The following is an 18,752-nucleotide window of genomic DNA, read 5'->3' as shown; positions in this document are numbered from 1 at the left end:
ACAATTTTGGGAACTGCCGAAAAGGCATAAGTCAACCGACTAAGGGTACGTCGCGGCGGCGCACAGAGCAAATCTGCGCGCTTCGCCGCGGTGGATCGGTGAGTACCGCACAGCCATTATCCACAACCTCGAACGCCGGGCGTGACACAACACGCGCGTTGATTTTTCAGGGCAGGTTGCCGTTCCCGGCTGCGATGACTACCGTTGGCATCCGTAGTTATCCACAGGGGCGACCCGCGTCTCGCAGCCCCTCACCGATCCCCGCCCGGAGCGTCATGTCCTCACCTGCCCAGCCCGACGTCCCGATCTGGACCACGGTGCAGGAGTTGCTGGTCGATGACGATCGGGTCACGCCGCAGCTGCAGGGCTTCCTGAGTCTCGCCGTCCCGGCAGGGGTCATGTCGGCCACCCTCTACCTCGAGGTGCCCAACGACCTCACCGCCGCACAGATCAACAAGCGTCTGCGGCTGCCGATCATGGAGGCCCTCACCCACATCGGTGAAGAGGTCACCTCCTTCCGCGTCGTGGTGAACCACGAGCTCGCCGAGCAGCCCACCGCCCCCATCGCCGTCGCCGACTTCGGGCGACAGGAGAACGTTCGCGTCGAGTCGCCGATGGAGCAGCCCACTCCGCTGCGCCACGAGTCACGCCTCAACCCCAAGTACACGTTCGACAACTTCGTCATCGGTCAGTCCAACCGTTTCGCGCACGCGGCGGCGGTCGCCGTGGCCGAGGCGCCGGCCAAGGCGTACAACCCGCTCTTCATCTACGGCGACTCGGGGCTGGGCAAGACCCACCTCCTCCACGCGATCGGCGACTACGCACAATCCCTCTATGCGGGGGTCAAGGTGCGCTACGTCTCGAGCGAGGAGTTCACGAACGACTTCATCAACTCGATCGCGAACAACCGCGGCGCCGCGTTCCAGGCGCGCTACCGCGAGGTCGACATCCTCCTCATCGACGACATCCAGTTCCTGCAGGGTCGCGCCGAGACGCAGGAAGCGTTCTTCCACACCTTCAACACCCTCCACGACCACAACAAGCAGGTCGTGATCACGAGCGATGTCGCGCCGAAGCACCTCACCGGCTTCGAGGACCGCATGCGCAGCCGCTTCGAGTGGGGTCTGATCACCGACGTGCAGGCGCCCGACCTCGAGACGCGTATCGCCATCCTGCGCAAGAAGGCGCAGAGCGAGGCCCTCCACATCCCCGACGAGGTGCTCGAGTACATCGCGACCGTGGTGTCGTCGAACATCCGGGAACTCGAGGGCGCACTCATCCGCGTCTCGGCCTTCGCGAGCCTGAACCGCTCGGCGCTCGACATCTCCCTCGCCCAGACCGTGCTGCGAGACATCGTCGACACGGCGGAGGACAACATCATCTCGCCGACCGACATCATCACGGCGACCGCTCAGTACTTCAAGCTCACGGTCGACGACCTGTACGGATCGAGCCGCTCGCAGCAGATCGCGACGGCGCGTCAGATCGCCATGTACCTCTGCCGGGAGCGCACGAGTCTCTCGCTGCCGAAGATCGGTCAACTGTTCGGCAACCGCGATCACACCACGGTGATGTACGCGTACAAGAAGATCAGCGACCTCATGAAGGAGCGTCGCTCCATCTACAACCAGGTGACCGAGATCACCACGCAGCTCGGTCGACGCTGACCGCTCGCACCGCAATCAGCGCCTCGACAAGGGCGACACGGCATCCGTTCGCGGGTCGTGTCCCCCTTTTTTCGGACTTGACGACGATCTGCGGTATCCGATAAATGCCTCTATGCACATGTGGATAACTTGTGGATGGTTGTGAATCACATCGGGATGAATGGGGTCCGAAGACCCAAACCTGTGGATAACTTCGGGGGACGGATCGGACGGTCGGATGCCTCGAACCCGCGGTTTCCTCAGGGATTCCACAACTGACAAGCGTGTAGTTCCCTACTCGCGACTACTATCCACCGAGTTATCCACAGTATCCACAGCTGTTAACACCGTTAAGGAGTTAACCCGGTTAAGGCGCGATCCGATCACCAGACGGTGGGGAGAACCACCCCGAACGACAGATTCCCGTCGGCGTAGGGATCCGAAGGAGTGTGGGGCTAGCATGGGAAGCCCTGCGGTGGGCCCACCTCGCAGCAGTACCGACGACACCGTCCTAGATCGACGACAAGGGAGCACCCGTGAGGTTTCAGGTCAACCGCGATGTCTTCAGCGAGGCAGTGTCGTTCGTCGTCAAGCTGCTGCCGCAGCGCAACCCGCAGCCGATCCTCGCCGGAGTGCTGATCGAGGCGGACGGTTCAGGTCTGACCCTCTCGGCCTTCGACTACGAGGCATCCGCCCGCACCACGATCGAGGCCACCGTCGACACCCCCGGCACGATCCTCGTGCACGGCCGTCTGCTCTCCGACATCGCCAGCCGTCTGCCGAACGCTCCGATCGAGATCGCGGTCGAGGAAGACGGCGGCATCACGGTCACCTGCGGATCCGCCCGATTCACCCTTGCGGCCATGCCCGTCGAGGAGTACCCGTCGATCCCCGAGGTCGCCGGCTCCTCCGGTGTCGTCCCGGCCGACGACTTCGGTACCGCGATCGCCCAGGTCGGCTTCGCCGCTTCGCGTGACGACGTCACCCCGGTCCTCACGGGTGTGCAGCTCGAGGTATCGGGCCAGAGTCTGAGTCTCGTCGCGACCGACCGCTACCGCGTATCGCTCCGAGACGTGCCGTGGGACGGCGAATCCGCTGCGGATCAGACCGCACTCGTCCCCGCCCGCACGCTCGTCGAGGTCGGGAAGACCTTCGGCCACGCCGGAACCATCCAGATCGCGTTCTCGGGTGCCGGCGATCGCGAGATCATCGCGTTCACCGCGGGCAACAAGACCGTGACCTCGTTGCTGATCAAGGGCAACTTCCCGCCCGTGCGCCGCCTGTTCCCCGAGCAGACCGACCACTACGCGGTCGTCAACACCGCCGACCTCATCGAGGCCGTGCGTCGTGTCGCCCTCGTGCTCGATCGCGCGGCTCCGCTGCGGTTCACGTTCTCGAGCGACAGCGTGACGATGGATGCCTCGGGCAGCGAGCACGCTCGCGCCTCCGAGTCGGTCGACGCGATCCTCTCCGGTGGCGAAGAGGTCGTGCTCGGCCTCAACCCGCAGTACCTGATCGAGGCGCTCGGTGCCGTGAAGAGCGAGTTCGTGCGCGTCACGTTCACCTCGAGCGACAACGCCAACAAGCTCAGCCCGGTGCTGATCACGAGCCAGACCTCGGTCGACCAGGCGGGTCTCGACTCGTTCAAGTACCTCCTGCAGCCGAACCTCCTGCTGCGCTGAGCCCCCTGCGCTGAGTCCCGGATCCGGCCGTTACGCGCCGGAAACCGCAGCGCTCAGAGTGCGAAACACCCGACTGCGAGAGTCAGCCGTACCCCCTGAGCACGGCTGCTCCGCGTAGTCGTGCAGCCGAGCTCGTCTCTCCAGACGAAAGACGCTCCGCATGCCCGAGATCCCCCCTGCCCGATTCCGCCGGTTGCGAGCGCTCGCATCCGGCGTCGCATTCACGGCCGCGACGCTGCTCGCGTTCGGTGCGGCATCACCCGCCTCGGCCGTGGTGGTGCCCGACTCCTACGAAACCGCCACTCTCACCGCCGCTCCGACGTCGGTGTCCGTCGGTGACACGATCACCGTCAGCGCGGTGTTCACCGGCCTGGTCGACGCCTACGCGTACGAGCTCGACATCGCCTACGACCCCGACCTGCTCGCGTTCGTCGCCGACAGCGAGATCCTCCCGACCGGCGGCTTCGGATCGGCGACCGACTCGGGCAGTGAGATCGCGGTCGCCGCCACCCGGCTCGGCACCTCCCCCGGTCTGACCGGCACGCAGACCCTGGTCACACTCACCTTCACCGCACTCGAGGCGGGTGACGCCTCGCTCGACATCGCCAACGGACGCATCGTCGACTCGAGCACCGCATCGTCGACGGTCGATTCCGATGCGCCGGGCACGTCGACGACGGTGGAGATCACCGCCGATGAGGACACCGAGCCGGGCCCCGGTGACGGAGGCTCCGATGGTGGCTCCGATGGCGGCGATCCCGACACCGGATCGGGTTCGGGTTCCGGTTCCGGTTCCGGATCGGGCACGACGACGGACGGCTCGCTCGCCGTCACGGGTGCGGATGCCGCACCCTGGCTGATCCTCGGTGCAGGAGCCATCGCCGCGATCGCGGCGGGCACCGTCATCGCCGTTCGACGGAGGACCCGATGACCGCGCACGACACCCGAGCAGAGAAGCCGAGAACCAGGAGAGACACCACTGTGAAGAAGACCACACTGCGGATCGTCGCCGCCGTCTCGGTCGTGGGTTCCACGATCGTCGCGGCTGGGATGGCGAGCGGAGCAGCGACGGCGGCACCGGCCACCGTCAGCCTCCCGCCGTACTACAGCGAGCTCGACGTGACCGGTGACGAGATGGTGACGGCCGCGGATCTGTCCATCGCCGCCGAATCCCTCGGTCTCACGGCGTCGTCGCCGGACTGGTCCCGAGTGGCCGTCCTCGATACCGATGCCGACGGCGAGCTCACGATCCTCGATCTCGCCGATCTCTCGCAGCGGATCATCTACGACGACGGTCCCTTCGAGCTCGTCGAAGCATCCGTGATCGACATGCAGGCCGCGATGAATGCGGGAGTCGCGACCTCCCAGAGCATCACGCAGGAATACCTCGACCGGATCGCCGCGTACGACCGCACGGTCGTGCCCGGCGGAAGCCGTCCGCTCAACTCGATCATCACGGTGAACCAGAAGGCCCTCGCCGATGCGGCTGCGGCCGACGAGATCCGAGCATCCGACGGCATGACGAGCATGCTGCTGGGCGTGCCGATCGCGCTGAAGGACAACTACGACACGGTCGACATGGTCACCACCGGTGGATGCGCCTGCTGGAACGAGAACCAGACCGCGACCGACGCGTCGATGGTCAGCGGACTCCGCAGCGACGGCGCCGTGATCCTCGCGAAGGCCAGCCTCGACGAGTTCGCCTACGGATTCGTCTCGGAGTTCTCCTCGTTCCAGGAGCCGGGAGCGACGTCACTCGTGGCGAGCCCGTACGACACCACCCGGACGGCCGGCGGATCCAGCGGTGGCACGGGAGCCGCGATCTCCGCGAACCTCGCGGGCATCGGCTTCGGCACCGACACGGGTGGGTCGATCCGAGTCCCGTCGTCGTACAACCAGCTCGTGGGTGTCCGCCCCACGGTGGGTCTGGCCAGCCGCGACGGCATCATCCCGCTGGCCCTCTCGCAGGACACCGGTGGGCCGATGGCTCGTTCCGTCATCGATGCCGCCGTCGCTCTCGACGCGGTGGTGGGAGTCGATGACGCCGATCCCGTCACCGCACGACAGGAGGGCCTCGTGCCCGAGTCGTACACCTCGTTCCTCGACGCGGATGCGCTCCAGGGCGCGCGGATCGGCTACGTCCCGTCGATGGTGGGAACCAACGCCGGCACCGTGCGACTCTTCTCCGAGGCGACCGCAGCGCTGACCGCGCAGGGCGCGACCGTGGTGCCGATCACTCCTCCGTCCGGGTTCTCCGCCGTCCTGAACGAGGGCTCCGGGTCGACGAACGAGTTCCTCCACGATCTCGATGAGTACATCGCCACGCATCTCGGCCCCGATGTCGAGGCGCGCACTCTCACGGACATCCTCGCGACGAACAGCTTCGTCACCTCCCGGCGGTCGATCTACGTGGCGCGCAATGCGGTCACGGACGCGACCTACGAGGGCTGGGCGGGCGAGACCGGTACGCACACCGTGCAGCTCGCGGCCGGCAAGACGCTCGTGACGCAGATGATGGAGGATCTCGACCTCGACGCGATCGTCTATCCGAGCACGAACGCCTACGGGACCCAGGGGACCAACATGCGGCTGAGCCCGAACACCGGGATGCCGTCGGTCACCGTGCCGATGGGGCAGACGATCGCGGGTGAGACGCTGCCCGGCAGCGGCGTGAACCTCGAGTTCCTCGGACGCGACTTCGACGAGGGAACCCTCCTCGGTCTGGCGTACGCGTTCGAGCAGGCGACGGATGCCCGCACGGCGCCGTCGCTCTACGGCCCGCTGCCGTGATCCACGACCGGCGACTGCTCGAACAGCTCGGGCAGTCGCCGGTCCGGCTCCGCCGGGGAAGATGTCGGACCCCGAAGGTAGGCTGACTCCGTGATCGTGGAGCATCTGAGTCTGGTGGATTTCCGCAATTACGCGACCGCCGAACTCGCTCTGCACCGCGGACCGAACGTCCTGGTCGGCCGGAACGGGCAGGGAAAGACGAATCTCGCCGAAGCCGTGGTCTTCCTCGCCACCCTGGGCTCGCACCGGGTCTCGTCCGACGCCCCCATGGTGCGCGACGGACAGGAGTTCGCGATCATCCGTGCGCGACTCTCGCACGGCGAGCGCAAGGTGCTCGCCGAGGTCCAGGTGAATCGACAGGGCTCGAACAAGGCGCGCATCAACGGCTCCCCGTCGAAGACCAACGAGCTGCCGCGTTACGCGCACGTCGTGCTCTTCGCCCCGGAGGATCTTCAGATCGTGCGTGGCGACCCGTCGTCGCGCCGCCGTTTCGTCGACCAGCTGCTCATCCAGCGCACGCCTCGCCTCGCCGCCGTGCTCGCGGACTACGACCGTGTGCTCAAGCAGCGCAACGCGCTGCTGAAGTCGGCCCGGGCCCGCGGCATCCGGGGTGAGGGACTGAGCACTCTCGACGTCTGGGACGACAAGCTGGTCGCGCTCGGCTCCGAGATCATCGTCACGCGCCAGCGCCTGGCCAACGACCTGCAGCAACCGGTCGCCGATGCGTACGCCGCGATCGCGGGTGCCGATCATCGACCCCAGCTCGAGTGGGCGCTGTCGATCCGCGGCGGGGATCCCGAAGAAGACGAAGACGATGCCGCCACCGCGTCCGAGGATGCCGTGACGCCGGCGGCCGTCGCCGAGCAGTTCCGCGCGTCGCTCGCGTCGAAGCGCTCGAACGAGCTCGATCGCGGTCTCACGCTGACGGGTCCGCATCGAGACGATCTGGTGCTGCGCGTCCGCTCGCTCCCGGTGAAGGGCTACGCCTCGCACGGCGAATCCTGGTCCGTCGCGCTCGCGCTGCGTCTCGCCTCGGCCGAGCTGCTGCGCAGCGAATCCCCGGCCGGCGACCCGGTGCTGATCCTCGACGACGTCTTCGCCGAGCTCGATGCCGACCGTCGTCAGCGGCTCGCTGCGCTCACCGCGGGCTACGAGCAGGTGGTGGTGACCGCGGCCGTGGAGGAGGATATCCCCGAGGTGCTGCATGCGCACGTCGTGCGGATCACCGCGGGAACCATCAGCGACGAGCGGTCGGGGGGCGACGAATGAACGACATCGTGAATCCGGCATCCCTCCCGGCTTCCGAGGCCTCCGCTCCCGAAGCGCCCGAGACGGTGGCGACCTATCTGCGTCTGCGGGGACTCAAGCCCAGCGCCAAGAACTGGCGCAAGAAGAAGCGCGTCTCGATCGACGACGAGAACGCCCCGTTCGCTCCCGGCCGCGACCCCGGTGCCCTCGGTGCCGTGCTCGACAAGCTCAGCCGCGACTCCGGTTGGCAGATCACCCTCGCCCGGGAAGACCTCGTGCGGCAATGGGCCGATCTCGCTGGCGCCGACACCGCGAAGCACTCGGAACCGGTCTCGCTGGAGCGCGGGCTGCTGACGGTGAAGTGCGATTCCACGGCGTGGGCGAAGAACCTGCAGTACATGCGGGCGACCATCCTCACCGAGATCGGACGACGGTATCCGGATGCCGGCGTCGAGAACCTCCGCTTCATCGGACCGGACGTCCCCTCCTGGAAATGGGGTCCCAGAGTCGTTCCAGGGCGGGGCCCGCGCGATACCTACGGGTAGGGCACCATGCAAGGGGGTAAAACCTCTCAGAGGCCCACACGCGGCCGTTGAGCGATATTTCGAGAGAAAACCCGGCTAGACTGGGAGTTCGCAATATCGATGTGGAGAATGTCTTCTGATGACGCCTGAATCCCCCGCCGACGAGTCCGAATCGACCACCGGGGGAACCCCCGACCCTTCGACGAGTGCGACCGGAGGAACATCGAACGCACCCGCGGGCGATCTCCCCGAATACGGGGCCGACTCGATCCAGATCCTCGAGGGCCTCGAGGCCGTGCGCAAGCGCCCCGGCATGTACATCGGGTCCACCGGTCCGCGCGGTCTGCACCACCTGGTCTACGAGATCGTCGACAACTCGGTCGATGAGGCGCTGGCCGGCTACGCCGACACGATCCTGGTCACCCTCCTCGCCGACGGCGGCGTGCGCGTGGTCGACAACGGCCGCGGCATCCCCGTGGATCCGCACTCCTCCGACCCGACCAAGTCGACCGTCGAGGTGGTGCTCACGATCCTGCACGCCGGTGGCAAGTTCGGCGGCGGCGCCTACGCCGTCTCGGGCGGTCTGCACGGTGTCGGCTCCTCGGTCGTGAACGCGCTGTCGACGCGCTTCGAGGTCGAGGTCAAGCAGAAGGGCTTCGTCTGGCGGCACAGCTTCGCCGACGGCGGCGCCCCGCAGCAGCAGCTCGAGAAGGGCGAGGCGACCGACGAGACCGGAACCGCGATCACCTTCTGGGCCGACGGATCGATCTTCACCGAGACGACCGAGTACGACTACGACACCCTGCGCACGCGCTTCCAGCAGATGGCGTTCCTCAACAAGGGACTCCGCATCGAGCTGAGCGACGAGCGTCCGTCCTCGACCTACGAGATCGAGGAGAACGGGCAGACGATCGAGAAGCAGCCCGGCGACGTCTTCTTCTACGAGCGCGGACTCGTCGACTACGTCGAGTACCTCAACAAGGTGCGTCACGCCGAGGTCGTCACCGAGGAGATCATCGCGTTCGAGTCCGAGGACACCGAGCGCAAGATCTCGCTCGAGGTCGCGATGCAGTGGACCACCTCGTACACCGAGAACGTCTTCACCTATGCGAACACCATCAACACGCACGAGGGTGGAACGCACGAAGAGGGCTTCCGCGCCGCACTGACCACCCTGGTCAACAAGTACGCGCGCGCGAACAACCTGCTCAAGGAGAAGGACGACAACCTCTCGGGCGACGACGTGCGCGAGGGGCTCACCGCCGTCATCTCGATCAAGCTCGGCGAGCCGCAGTTCGAGGGACAGACCAAGACCAAGCTCGGCAACACCGAGGCGAAGGCGTTCGTGCAGAAGGTCGTCGGCGATCAGCTCGGCGACTGGTTCGAGCGCAACCCGAGCCAGGCGAAGAACGTCATCCGCAAGGCGATCGATGCGGCGACCGCGCGCCTGGCGGCTCGAAAGGCGCGTGAGACCGCGCGTCGCAAGAGCGTCTTCGAGTCGGCCGCGATGCCCGACAAGCTCAAGGACTGCACGAGCAAGGACCCATCGATCAGCGAGATCTTCCTCGTCGAGGGTGACTCGGCAGGCGGTTCCGCGGTGCAGGGTCGCGACCCGCACACGCAGGCGATCCTGGCGCTCCGCGGCAAGATCCTGAACGTCGAGCGCGCGCGCCTCGACAAGGCCCTCGGCAACAAAGAGGTCCAGGCGATGATCCAGGCCTTCGGCACGGGCATCGGCGAGGACTTCGACATCGAGAAGGCCCGCTATCACAAGATCGTCCTGATGGCGGATGCCGACGTCGATGGCCAGCACATCACGACGCTGCTGCTCACCCTGCTGTTCCGCTACATGCGCGGACTCATCGAGGCCGGCTTCGTGTACCTCGCGATGCCGCCGCTGTACCGCCTGAAGTGGTCGAATTCGCCGCACGAGTACGTGTTCAGCGATGACGAGCGCGATGCGCTGCTCAAGTACGGCCTCGACAACGGCAAGCGCATCCCGAAGGATGCGGGCATCCAGCGCTACAAGGGTCTCGGCGAGATGAACGCCAAGGAGCTGTGGGAGACCACGATGGATCACTCCACCCGCACCCTCCGTCAGGTGACGATCGAGGATGCCGCGGCCGCCGATGAGATCTTCAGCGTGCTGATGGGTGAGGACGTCGAATCGCGCCGTACCTTCATCCAGCGCAACGCCAAGGACGTCCGCTTCCTCGACATCTGACGCCACCCTGGGTCCCCGAGCTTGTCGAAGGGTCCCGGATGCTTCGACAAGACTGAACGACCGGAATCGAAAACCACATGACTGACGAAGAACGCCCCGTCCCCGAGCACGACCACGGCCGGATCGACCAGGTCGACCTGCAGTCGGAGATGCAGCGCAGCTACCTCGACTACGCGATGGCCGTGATCGTCGGCCGCGCGCTGCCGGATGTGCGCGACGGCCTCAAGCCGGTGCACCGCCGCGTGATCTACGGCATGTACGACGGCGGATTCCGCCCCGACAAGTCGTTCTCGAAGTGCGCCCGTGTCGTCGGCGAGGTCATGGGTCAGTACCACCCGCACGGTGACTCGGCGATCTACGACGCCCTCGTCCGTCTCGTGCAGCCGTGGTCGCTGCGGTACCCGCTGGCACTCGGCCAGGGCAACTTCGGGTCGCCCGGCAACATGGGAGCCGCCGCCCCGCGATACACCGAGACCAAGATGGCCCCGCTCGCGCTCGAGATGGTGCGCGACATCGAAGAGGACACGGTCGACTTCACCGACAACTACGACGGTCAGACCCAGGAACCGACGGTCCTCCCGGCCCGGTTCCCGAACCTCCTCGTCAACGGCTCGGTCGGTATCGCGGTCGGTATGGCGACGAACATCCCGCCGCACAACCTGCGCGAGGTGTCGGAGGCCGCGCTCTGGGCCCTCGACAACCCCGACATCACCCGCGAAGAACTGCTCGACGGCCTGATCCAGCGCGTTCCCGGCCCGGACTTCCCGACCGGCGCGCAGATCCTCGGCACCAAGGGCATCCACGAGGCGTACCGCACCGGCCGCGGATCGATCACGATGCGCGCCGTCGTCAACGTCGAGGAGATCCAGGGTCGTACGTGCCTGGTCATCACCGAGCTGCCGTACCAGGTGAACCCCGACAACGTCGCGGTCAAGATCGGCGACCTCGCCCGCGACGGCAAGATCACGGGCATCGCCGACATCCGCGACGAGTCCTCCGACCGCACGGGTCAGCGACTGGTCGTCGTGCTCAAGCGCGATGCCGTCGCCAAGGTCGTGCTCAACAACCTGTACAAGCACACGCAGCTGCAGGAGAACTTCGGCGCGAACATGCTCGCGATCGTCGACGGCGTGCCCCGCACCCTCGCGATCGACGGCTTCATCAGCCACTGGATCGCGCACCAGATCGAAGTGATCGTGCGTCGCACGCAGTTCCGCCTCAACGAGGCCGAGAAGCGGATGCACATCCTGCGCGGATATCTGAAGGCGCTCGACGCTCTCGACGAGGTCATCGCGCTCATCCGCCGGTCGCAGACCACGCAGGAGGCGAACGAGGGACTCCAGAAGCTCCTCGACATCGATGAGATCCAGGCCGAGGCGATCCTGCAGATGCAGCTCCGTCGTCTCGCCGCGCTCGAGCGTCAGAAGATCATCGATCAGGCGAACGAGCTCGAAGCGCTCATCACGGACTACAAGGCGATCCTCGCCGACGAGGGCCGTCAGCGCACGATCATCCGCGAAGAGCTCACCGGCATCGTCGACAAGTTCGGTGACGAGCGCCGCACGCACATTCTGCACGGCTACGACGGCGACGTCTCGATGGAAGACCTCATCGCCGAGGAGGAGATGGTCGTCACCGTCACGCGCGACGGCTACATCAAGCGCACGCGCAGCGACAACTACCGCTCCCAGCACCGCGGCGGCAAGGGCATCAAGGGCGCCCAGTTGCGAGCGGATGACATCGTCGAGCACTTCTTCGTCACGACGACGCACCACTGGCTGCTGTTCTTCACCGACAAGGGTCGCGTCTACCGCGCCAAGACCTACGAGGTTCCCGAGGCCGGCCGCGATGCGAAGGGCACGCACGTCGCGAACCTGCTGGCGATGCAGCCCGACGAGAGCATCGCTCAGATCCTCGACATCCGCGACTACGCGGTCGCCGAGTACCTGGTGCTCGCCACGCACAACGGTCTCGTCAAGAAGACCCGCCTCGAGGCATACGACACCAACCGTCAGGGCGGCGTCATCGCGATCCGCCTGAACGACGACGATGCACTGGTCGGCGCTCTGCTGGTCGATGCCGAGGACGACATCCTCCTCATCAGCCGCAAGGGCATGTCGGTGCGCTTCCAGGCCACCGATGAGGCGCTGCGTCCGATGGGTCGAGCGACCGCGGGTGTGAAGGGCATGAAGTTCCGCGAGGGCGACAGTCTGCTCTCGGCATCCGTCGCCGCCCCCGGCCGATTCGTGTTCGTCGTCACCGACGGCGGGTACGCGAAGCGCACGGCGGTCGAGGAATACCGCGTCCAGGGACGCGGCGGATTCGGCATCAAGGTGGCCAAGCTGCACGACGATCGGGGCACTCTCGCGGGTGGTCTGATCGTCTCCGCAGACGACGAGGTCCTTGTGGTTCTGTCCAGCGGCAAGGTGGTACGCTCTGCCGTGGCCGAGGTGCCCGCCAAGGGCCGAGACACCATGGGAGTGGTGTTCGCCCGGACGACGGAAGCCGACCGGATCCTCGCGATCGCCCGCAACGGCGAACGTGGCCTCTCCGACGAAGACGACACGGATGAGGCGGATGCCGCAGCAGACGTCACCGAGACGACAGAGACCCCCGAGGAGAGCACGGACGCATGAGCACGGTAGCCGACAAGCTCGCGAAGAAATCCACCCGTAAGACCGGTGGCAAGCAGGTTCGCCTGCGCCTGGTCTACGTCGACTTCTGGTCGGCCGTGAAGCTCTCCTTCCTCGGAGCTGTGGCCCTCGCGGTCGTCACGATGGTGTCGTTCTTCCTGATCTACCTCGTGCTGCAGGCGACGAACGTGCTGACCACGGCCGATTCGTTCCTCGCGGGCATCACCGACAACGCGTTCAAGCTCACCGAGGTCGTCGGACTTCCGCAGGTGATGGCCTTCGCTGCCGTCGTGGCGATCCTCAACCTCATCGTCTTCACGGTGCTCGGCGCCGTGATCGCGGGTATCTACAACCTCGCGGTGAAGGTCACCGGCGGCCTGCTCGTCGGCTTCATGTCGAACTGACCGATTTTCATGAAGGGGCGGATGCTGCGGCATCCGCCCCTTCGTCGTTCGCGGGGTAGGGAAAACCCGAACCCAGGTGTCCGGGTTCCTCGGTGTCGGCGCGATCTGCGCGCCCGTACCTTGGAATCATGACGACACAGACTGCGACCCCGCCGCAGGCGACGGCCGTGAAGCCGCCGCTGAGGATCCCGCTCACCATCCTGCATCTCGCGGGAGTGGGCGTCATCGGCGGCATCATCAACGCGACCCTCATCGGGATACTCGGAACCGGCCTCGGACTGCTCTTCGCCTTCGGCATCGGGCTGGTCTTCCTCGTCGGCCTGGTCTACGCGCTCTTCGGCGTCGGTTGGTTCGAGGTCGCCCGGGTGAGCGCGCTCTACCGCACACCGATCGCGCCGCTGCGTCTGCGGCCGCGCGAACGGCCCGGCTTCGGCGGGTGGCTTCGTGCTCTCGGCCGCCAGACGATCGACGGACGCATGTGGCGCGCGCTCGCGAACTTCGCGATCGCCGTGTTGCTGGGCTTCATCGTGCTGCGTCTCGCCGCCGCGTTCGCGTGGTCGGTCGTGATCTCCTTCGCGCCCCTCACCTCCGCGGAATCGGTGGTCGGCCCGTTCGGCGGTGGCGCACTGCTCGTCGCCTGGGCACCGCTCGTCGGCATCCTCGGGATCGCCGCGTCGGTCGCCGGCATGATCGGTCTCGCCCTTCTCCACCGCACACTGTCGCTCGCGATCGTGGTGCGCAGCCGTGAGGCCGAACTCACCGAGCAGGTGCGCACGACCACCGCGCAGCGTGAGGGAGCCGTGCGGGCCGCCGACGTCGAACGCACCCGCATCGAACGAGACCTGCACGACGGCGTCCAGCCGCGACTCGTCTCGGTCGGCATGACGCTCGGGCTCGCTCAGCAGAAGATCGAGACCGATCCCGATGCGGCGAAGGAACTGATCGCCGAGGCGCACACGTCCACGAAGGCCGCCATCACCGAACTCCGACAGCTCGCCCGCGGCATCCACGCCTCGGTGCTCGACGACCGGGGACTCGACGCGGCCCTGTCGGCACTCGCCGGTCGCTCGCACATCCCGGTCTCGCTCGACGTCCGCATGGACGGACGATGCAGTCGTGAGGCGGAGGCGGCCGTGTACTTCTCGATCGCCGAGTCGCTGACCAACGCCGCGAAGCACTCGCGGGCCAGCGAAGCGCGAGTGACGGTGCGGATCCGCGAGGGCAACACGCTCTGGGCCCGCGTCGAGGACAACGGCATGGGCGGCGCGCAGGTGCAGCCCGGTGGCGGACTCGACGGGATCGCCAACCGCGTGCTCGCTGCGGGAGGGACCTTCCGCCTCGAGAGCCCGCAGGGCGGCCCGACCAGCCTGGAGGTGAACGTGCCATGCGCATCCTGATCTGCGAGGACTCGGTCCTGCTGCGCGAAGGTCTCGTGCGTCTGCTCGAGGACGCCGGCCACGAGGTCGTCGCGGCACTCCCCGACACCTCGGGACTCACCGAGGCGGTCGCGACGACGGATCCGGAACTCTGCATCCTCGACGTGCGCCTGCCCCCGACGTTCACCGACGAGGGCATCCGTGCGGCGCTCGGACTGCGGTCGACGCATCCGTCGCTCGCCCTCCTCGTGCTCTCGCAGTACGTCGAGGAGCGCTACGCCTCCGATCTGATCGCCGCGCAGGGCGGCCCGCTGGGCTACCTGCTCAAGGACCGGGTCGCCGATGTCGCCGAGTTCCTCCAGTCGGTGCAGCGCATCGCCGAGGGCGCGACCGTGCTCGACCCCGAGGTGGTGGCGCAGCTGCTCACGCGGCGCAATCGCGACGATCGGATGCTGCGGCTCACCGAGCGCGAACGCACCGTGCTGGCGCTGATCGCGGAGGGCAAGTCGAACCAGGCGATCGCCGGACTCCTCTTCGTCTCGGAGGCGAGCGTCGAGAAGCACATCACCTCCATCTTCCAGAAACTCGGGTTCGAGCAGGACGAGTCGGGAAACCGCCGCGTGCTCGCCGCCCTCGCCCACATCGAGAACACCGGCGGTCCCATCCCGCCGGCCACCCAGAACGGAGCGGCGCGATGAGCACCGACCAGAACGACCACCAGGGCGGACACACCCCGCTCACTCCCCCGCCGGCGTCCGAGCCGCCCCAGCCGACGGCATCCGTTCCGCCCACGCCTCCGCCGACCGCGTCCGGCGGGCCGGCCGGTACCGGTGCACGATCGGGCGGGGTGACCGCGATCGCGATCGTCACCGCGGTGGTCGGTGGAATCGCCCTCGTCGGTACGGCGGGGACGGCGGCGATCGGCGCGATGAGCAACGTCAGTGTCGCGAGCAACGCAGGTGGTGACACCGTGCAGGGCATCGACGTCGACGGCATCGACTCGCTCAGCGTCGACGCCGATGCCAGCAGCATGCGTGTGGAGTTCGGCGACGTCGATCAGGCGGAACTCTCCATCTCGAACCGCCGTGGCCCGGACTGGACCATCGAGCGCGACGGTGACGAACTGGTGGTGCGCAGTCCCGACAACCGCTGGGACTGGTGGTTCGGCGACTGGGGCCGTGAGGGCGAGGTCGCCGTGCTGACCCTGCCGGAGACTCTTCGCACCGACGCGATCGACGCCGACCTGACGCTCGACGCCGGAAGCCTCGACGTCGTCGGTGACTTCGGTGCTCTCGACATCGACGTGAGCGCGGGGGCGCTCGATGTCGAAGGGTCGGCGACCGCTCTGGCGGTCGACATGAGCGCGGGCCGTGCCGACATCGTCCTCGCCGACGTCGACGACGCATCGCTGAGCGTCTCGGCCGGAGAACTCAATGTCGAACTGACCGGAACCGCCCCGACGCGGACGACGGTCGAGGTGAGCGCGGGCTCGGTCGACCTCACGGTGCCGGATGTCGCGTACGACATCACCCAGAGCGTCGACGCCGGGTCCCTCGATGCTCGGGTCGAGCAGTCCGCGAGCGCCCGACGCAGCATCGAGGTCTCGCTCTCGGCCGGTGGCGTGACGATCCGTCCGGGCCGCTGATCGCCCATGAGCGCGGGGACTCGCCCGGGTCCCCGCGCTCGATTGGGAGTTTCGGCGAATCTCCGGTAAAGTTTCGGAGGTTGACGGGCCCATAGCTCAGGTGGTTAGAGCGCTTCACTGATAATGAAGAGGTCCCAGGTTCAAGTCCTGGTGGGCCCACACATCAACTCAAGAAATACCCCTCGGGGCCTTAGCTCAGTTGGTAGAGCGCCTGCTTTGCAAGCAGGATGTCAGGAGTTCGAATCTCCTAGGCTCCACACTGTGTTGAGACAGTTCGAGAAGGCCCCGCCGAGTGCGGGGCCTTCTCGTTTCCACAGGTGTTAACAACTCTGTTAAGAACTTTGAGGTCGTGCGGGTCACGCTCCTCGAGCGCGACTCTGACCGACGATGCTCTGCAGGTAGGTCACACGCTGGAAGGTATCGGCGCGCTGCGCGGCATTCCAGACGGGAACGTTCTCGGTGTACGACTGCCCGCCCGGACCCCAGAGCGTCACGTTCACGTATCCACTCACTCGTGGTTCACGAGCGAAAAGGAAGAGCAAGCTCAGGAGGAAGAACCAGATGAACAGGATCACCATGATGATCGCCCACGCCGGGGTGTGCGTGGTCGTCGCGGTCTGATCCTGCGTGGTCACGTTCACCGTCGATATCGGCCATGTGCCCGCCGGTGTCACGACCCAGTCCGGGGTGGCATGCACGTTGCCGATGGAAACGAGGTACGGAGACACCGGAAGTCCAGTGCCGCCTACGGGTTGCATCGTCATACCTGAACCGTATCGGCAGATTTCGTAGGATTCTCTGGCACACCGATATTCCATGTGGATAACCTCTGATCAGGGATTTCCACATGGAAGACTTCGGGTGCCGACCGTGCAGAGCGGGCGGCTCGTCCGCGTATCGGGCGATCACCGGAGGGGGATTCTCATGGAACAGCAGAAGCAACCGGCGCCCGCGCGCCCGACCGCCGCGTTTGTCGGGGCATCGTGGGTCGCACTCGGAATCGGCGCCTCGCTCTTCTTCATCGGGCTCTACAACGCACACATGCTGCTCTCGGAGAAGGGCTTCTACTTCGCCGTCTTCCTTCTCGGTGTCTTCGCCGCCGTCTCGGTGCAGAAGGCGGTGCGCGACCGCGCCGAAGACATCCCCGTCACGGGCGTCTACCTCGGCGTCTCGTGGAGCATGCTTCTCGCCTCGCTGATCCTCATGACCGCGGGACTCTGGAACGCCGATCTGCTGCTCTCGGAGAAGGGCTTCTACGGGATCGGCTTCGCGATGAGTCTCTTCGCCGTCGTCGCGGTGCAGAAGAACGTGCGCGACCTGGCCGCCGCTCGCGACGGCGACCCCGCTCCGGCGCGCCCGCGGCCGCCGCTGTTCCCGCCTCCGCCCGCACCCTGAGCGTCGGCCCGAACCTCCGTACCTCCTCCGAGTGCGGGTGATCGACTCGATCCCGTGGGTCGGCCTCCGTAGCGTGGGACGTATGGACATCAGACGAGGACTCACCATCGGTGCGGTGCTGACGGTCGGCATCGCCCTCACCGGGTGCACGGGTGCGCCGACGGATACCGAGACGCCTGCGCCATCGGCATCCGCTTCGTCCGCTCCGACCCCGACGCCCACTCCGACCGCGGATGCCGACACCGACGCGGCCCTGCTGCCGATTCCCGTCGACGACATCAAGGACTGGGCGGACACCGCCATCACCTGGGCCGACGACGCCCAGGGCACCGGTACGTTCTCGGGGTGGCTGAGTGAGCACACCTCCGCGCACCACCTGACGAGCTTCTCGTCGGTGCCCGCCGGCACGTACCAGGGGCAGATCGCCTGCCGCGGCGACGGCACCATCACCCTCCAGGCGGGCGAGCTCGACAGCGACCCGAGCACCGACCCGGTCGAGTGCACGAACGCCACCATCGCCTTCGACCTCACCACCACCGGCACCGGGATGAGCGTGACGCTCGATCTCGACGGAGCTCCCACCATCTACGCCGTCGCCCTCCAGCGGGTCGAGTGACCGTCACGCGCACTTCTCAGCGGATGGCGCTGATCCGCACCGGTCCGCGTACGTGATCGATGCGCACGGGCTCGCCCTTCTGCGTGACGACGACGTCGCCCTGAGCGGCGAGGGCTCCGGCGATCCGGCGCACGTCGTCCATCGAATCCCGCCACGTGTCGCCTCCCACGGTGCGGGCGACGTCGCTCGGGCAGATCGACGAACCCTCCCGTCGGCGCGTGAGAGTGCGGATGGCGGCGGCGATCCTCTCGTCGAATCCGCTGCCGGTTCGCTGCTCCCACCATGGGTGTCCGCGCTCTCCGAGAGCGACCTTCGCGTCCTGGACGCGCCCCCGAGCATCCGTCTCCCCGTCCTTGACGGCGCGGCGCGCGGCCATCAGTTCGTCGACCAGCTCCTGCCGGAACGAGTCGGGGATCGACGGATCCGTCGCCCGCCAACGCCGTCCGTCGATCACGAAGTGGTGGCCGTCCGGCGTGCGCTCGGGCTCGGTGCGGTGGTCGGTGGAGGTGGACATGGAGTCACTCTGCGCGCGGTTCCCCCGGAGATGAAGGGACTTGACGCGCGGGTGC

General features: G+C 66.8%; 15 protein-coding genes, 2 tRNA genes and 1 pseudogene. 16 read left to right on the top strand and 2 right to left on the bottom strand.

Annotation, left to right across the window (positions count from 1 at the left end):
• Window positions 1-392: 392 nt before the first annotated feature.
• The 14 genes and pseudogenes from dnaA to WFJ97_RS10170 form a co-directional block, all read left to right on the top strand.
• Window positions 393-1,667, top strand: a pseudogene (dnaA, locus tag WFJ97_RS10235) (chromosomal replication initiator protein DnaA); the annotation flags it as partial.
• Window positions 1,668-2,182: 515 nt separating this feature from the next.
• Window positions 2,183-3,328 (top strand): DNA polymerase III subunit beta, encoded by a 1,146-nt coding sequence (dnaN, locus tag WFJ97_RS10230; RefSeq protein WP_247633416.1) that lies wholly within the window; start codon window positions 2,183-2,185, stop codon window positions 3,326-3,328.
• A 160-nt stretch (window positions 3,329-3,488) separates the two neighbouring features.
• The gene (locus WFJ97_RS10225) at window positions 3,489-4,259 is read left to right on the top strand and encodes a cohesin domain-containing protein (RefSeq protein WP_336641407.1); all 771 of its coding nucleotides are present in this window, start codon (window positions 3,489-3,491) and stop codon (window positions 4,257-4,259) included.
• A gap of 50 nt (window positions 4,260-4,309) precedes the next feature.
• A complete protein-coding gene (locus tag WFJ97_RS10220) occupies window positions 4,310-6,118 on the top strand; it encodes an amidase family protein (protein ID WP_336641406.1) in 1,809 nt (602 codons plus the stop codon).
• A gap of 90 nt (window positions 6,119-6,208) precedes the next feature.
• Complete coding sequence (recF, locus tag WFJ97_RS10215) at window positions 6,209-7,387, top strand: DNA replication/repair protein RecF (protein WP_336641405.1); 1,179 nt, start codon at window positions 6,209-6,211, stop codon at window positions 7,385-7,387.
• Window positions 7,384-7,911, top strand: coding sequence for a DUF721 domain-containing protein (locus WFJ97_RS10210; protein WP_336641404.1), 528 nt, complete (start codon window positions 7,384-7,386; stop codon window positions 7,909-7,911). The genes recF and WFJ97_RS10210 overlap by 4 nt, the downstream gene beginning before the upstream one ends.
• 118 nt (window positions 7,912-8,029) lie before the next feature.
• Window positions 8,030-10,114, top strand: a complete 2,085-nt coding sequence (gyrB, locus tag WFJ97_RS10205) for a DNA topoisomerase (ATP-hydrolyzing) subunit B (RefSeq protein ID WP_336641403.1) — start codon at window positions 8,030-8,032, stop codon at window positions 10,112-10,114.
• Between the two features lie 77 nt (window positions 10,115-10,191).
• Window positions 10,192-12,750 (top strand): DNA gyrase subunit A, encoded by a 2,559-nt coding sequence (gene gyrA, locus WFJ97_RS10200; protein ID WP_247633410.1) that lies wholly within the window; start codon window positions 10,192-10,194, stop codon window positions 12,748-12,750.
• The gene (locus WFJ97_RS10195) at window positions 12,747-13,151 is read left to right on the top strand and encodes a DUF3566 domain-containing protein (protein WP_247624045.1); all 405 of its coding nucleotides are present in this window, start codon (window positions 12,747-12,749) and stop codon (window positions 13,149-13,151) included. The genes gyrA and WFJ97_RS10195 overlap by 4 nt, the downstream gene beginning before the upstream one ends.
• A gap of 128 nt (window positions 13,152-13,279) precedes the next feature.
• A complete protein-coding gene (locus WFJ97_RS10190; RefSeq protein ID WP_336641402.1) occupies window positions 13,280-14,548 on the top strand; it encodes a sensor histidine kinase in 1,269 nt (422 codons plus the stop codon).
• Window positions 14,536-15,225, top strand: coding sequence for a LuxR C-terminal-related transcriptional regulator (locus WFJ97_RS10185; RefSeq protein ID WP_247624043.1), 690 nt, complete (start codon window positions 14,536-14,538; stop codon window positions 15,223-15,225). The genes WFJ97_RS10190 and WFJ97_RS10185 overlap by 13 nt, the downstream gene beginning before the upstream one ends.
• Entirely contained in the window at window positions 15,222-16,172 is a 951-nt protein-coding gene (locus WFJ97_RS10180; protein WP_336641401.1) for a hypothetical protein, read from the top strand. Before WFJ97_RS10185 ends, WFJ97_RS10180 begins: the two co-directional genes overlap by 4 nt.
• An 85-nt stretch (window positions 16,173-16,257) precedes the next feature.
• A tRNA-Ile gene (locus WFJ97_RS10175) sits at window positions 16,258-16,331 on the top strand.
• 25 nt (window positions 16,332-16,356) lie between these two features.
• Window positions 16,357-16,429 (top strand) — tRNA-Ala (locus WFJ97_RS10170).
• Window positions 16,430-16,528: 99 nt separating this feature from the next.
• On the opposite strand, the gene WFJ97_RS10165 is transcribed toward WFJ97_RS10170, so the two are convergent.
• Entirely contained in the window at window positions 16,529-16,807 is a 279-nt protein-coding gene (locus tag WFJ97_RS10165) for a hypothetical protein (RefSeq protein ID WP_336641400.1), read from the bottom strand.
• A gap of 289 nt (window positions 16,808-17,096) precedes the next feature.
• Between WFJ97_RS10165 and yiaA the strand changes: the two genes are divergently transcribed.
• Both yiaA and WFJ97_RS10155 read left to right on the top strand, forming a co-directional pair.
• On the top strand, window positions 17,097-17,567 hold the full coding sequence (yiaA, locus tag WFJ97_RS10160) for an inner membrane protein YiaA (RefSeq protein ID WP_247633406.1): 471 nt from the start codon (window positions 17,097-17,099) through the stop codon (window positions 17,565-17,567).
• An 82-nt stretch (window positions 17,568-17,649) separates the two neighbouring features.
• The gene (locus WFJ97_RS10155) at window positions 17,650-18,183 is read left to right on the top strand and encodes a hypothetical protein (RefSeq protein ID WP_336641399.1); all 534 of its coding nucleotides are present in this window, start codon (window positions 17,650-17,652) and stop codon (window positions 18,181-18,183) included.
• Between the two features lie 16 nt (window positions 18,184-18,199).
• Here WFJ97_RS10155 and WFJ97_RS10150 read toward each other — a convergent pair whose 3' ends face one another.
• Window positions 18,200-18,697 (bottom strand): DUF3253 domain-containing protein, encoded by a 498-nt coding sequence (locus WFJ97_RS10150; RefSeq protein WP_247624040.1) that lies wholly within the window; start codon window positions 18,695-18,697, stop codon window positions 18,200-18,202.
• Between the last annotated feature and the right edge of the window lie 55 nt (window positions 18,698-18,752).

Origin of the sequence: Microbacterium sp. USHLN272, assembly GCF_037149655.1 — a bacterium.
GTDB lineage: Bacteria > Actinomycetota > Actinomycetes > Actinomycetales > Microbacteriaceae > Microbacterium > Microbacterium galbinum.
Note: the sequence above shows the minus strand (reverse complement) of the source record. Positions and strands in the feature narration are given on the sequence as shown.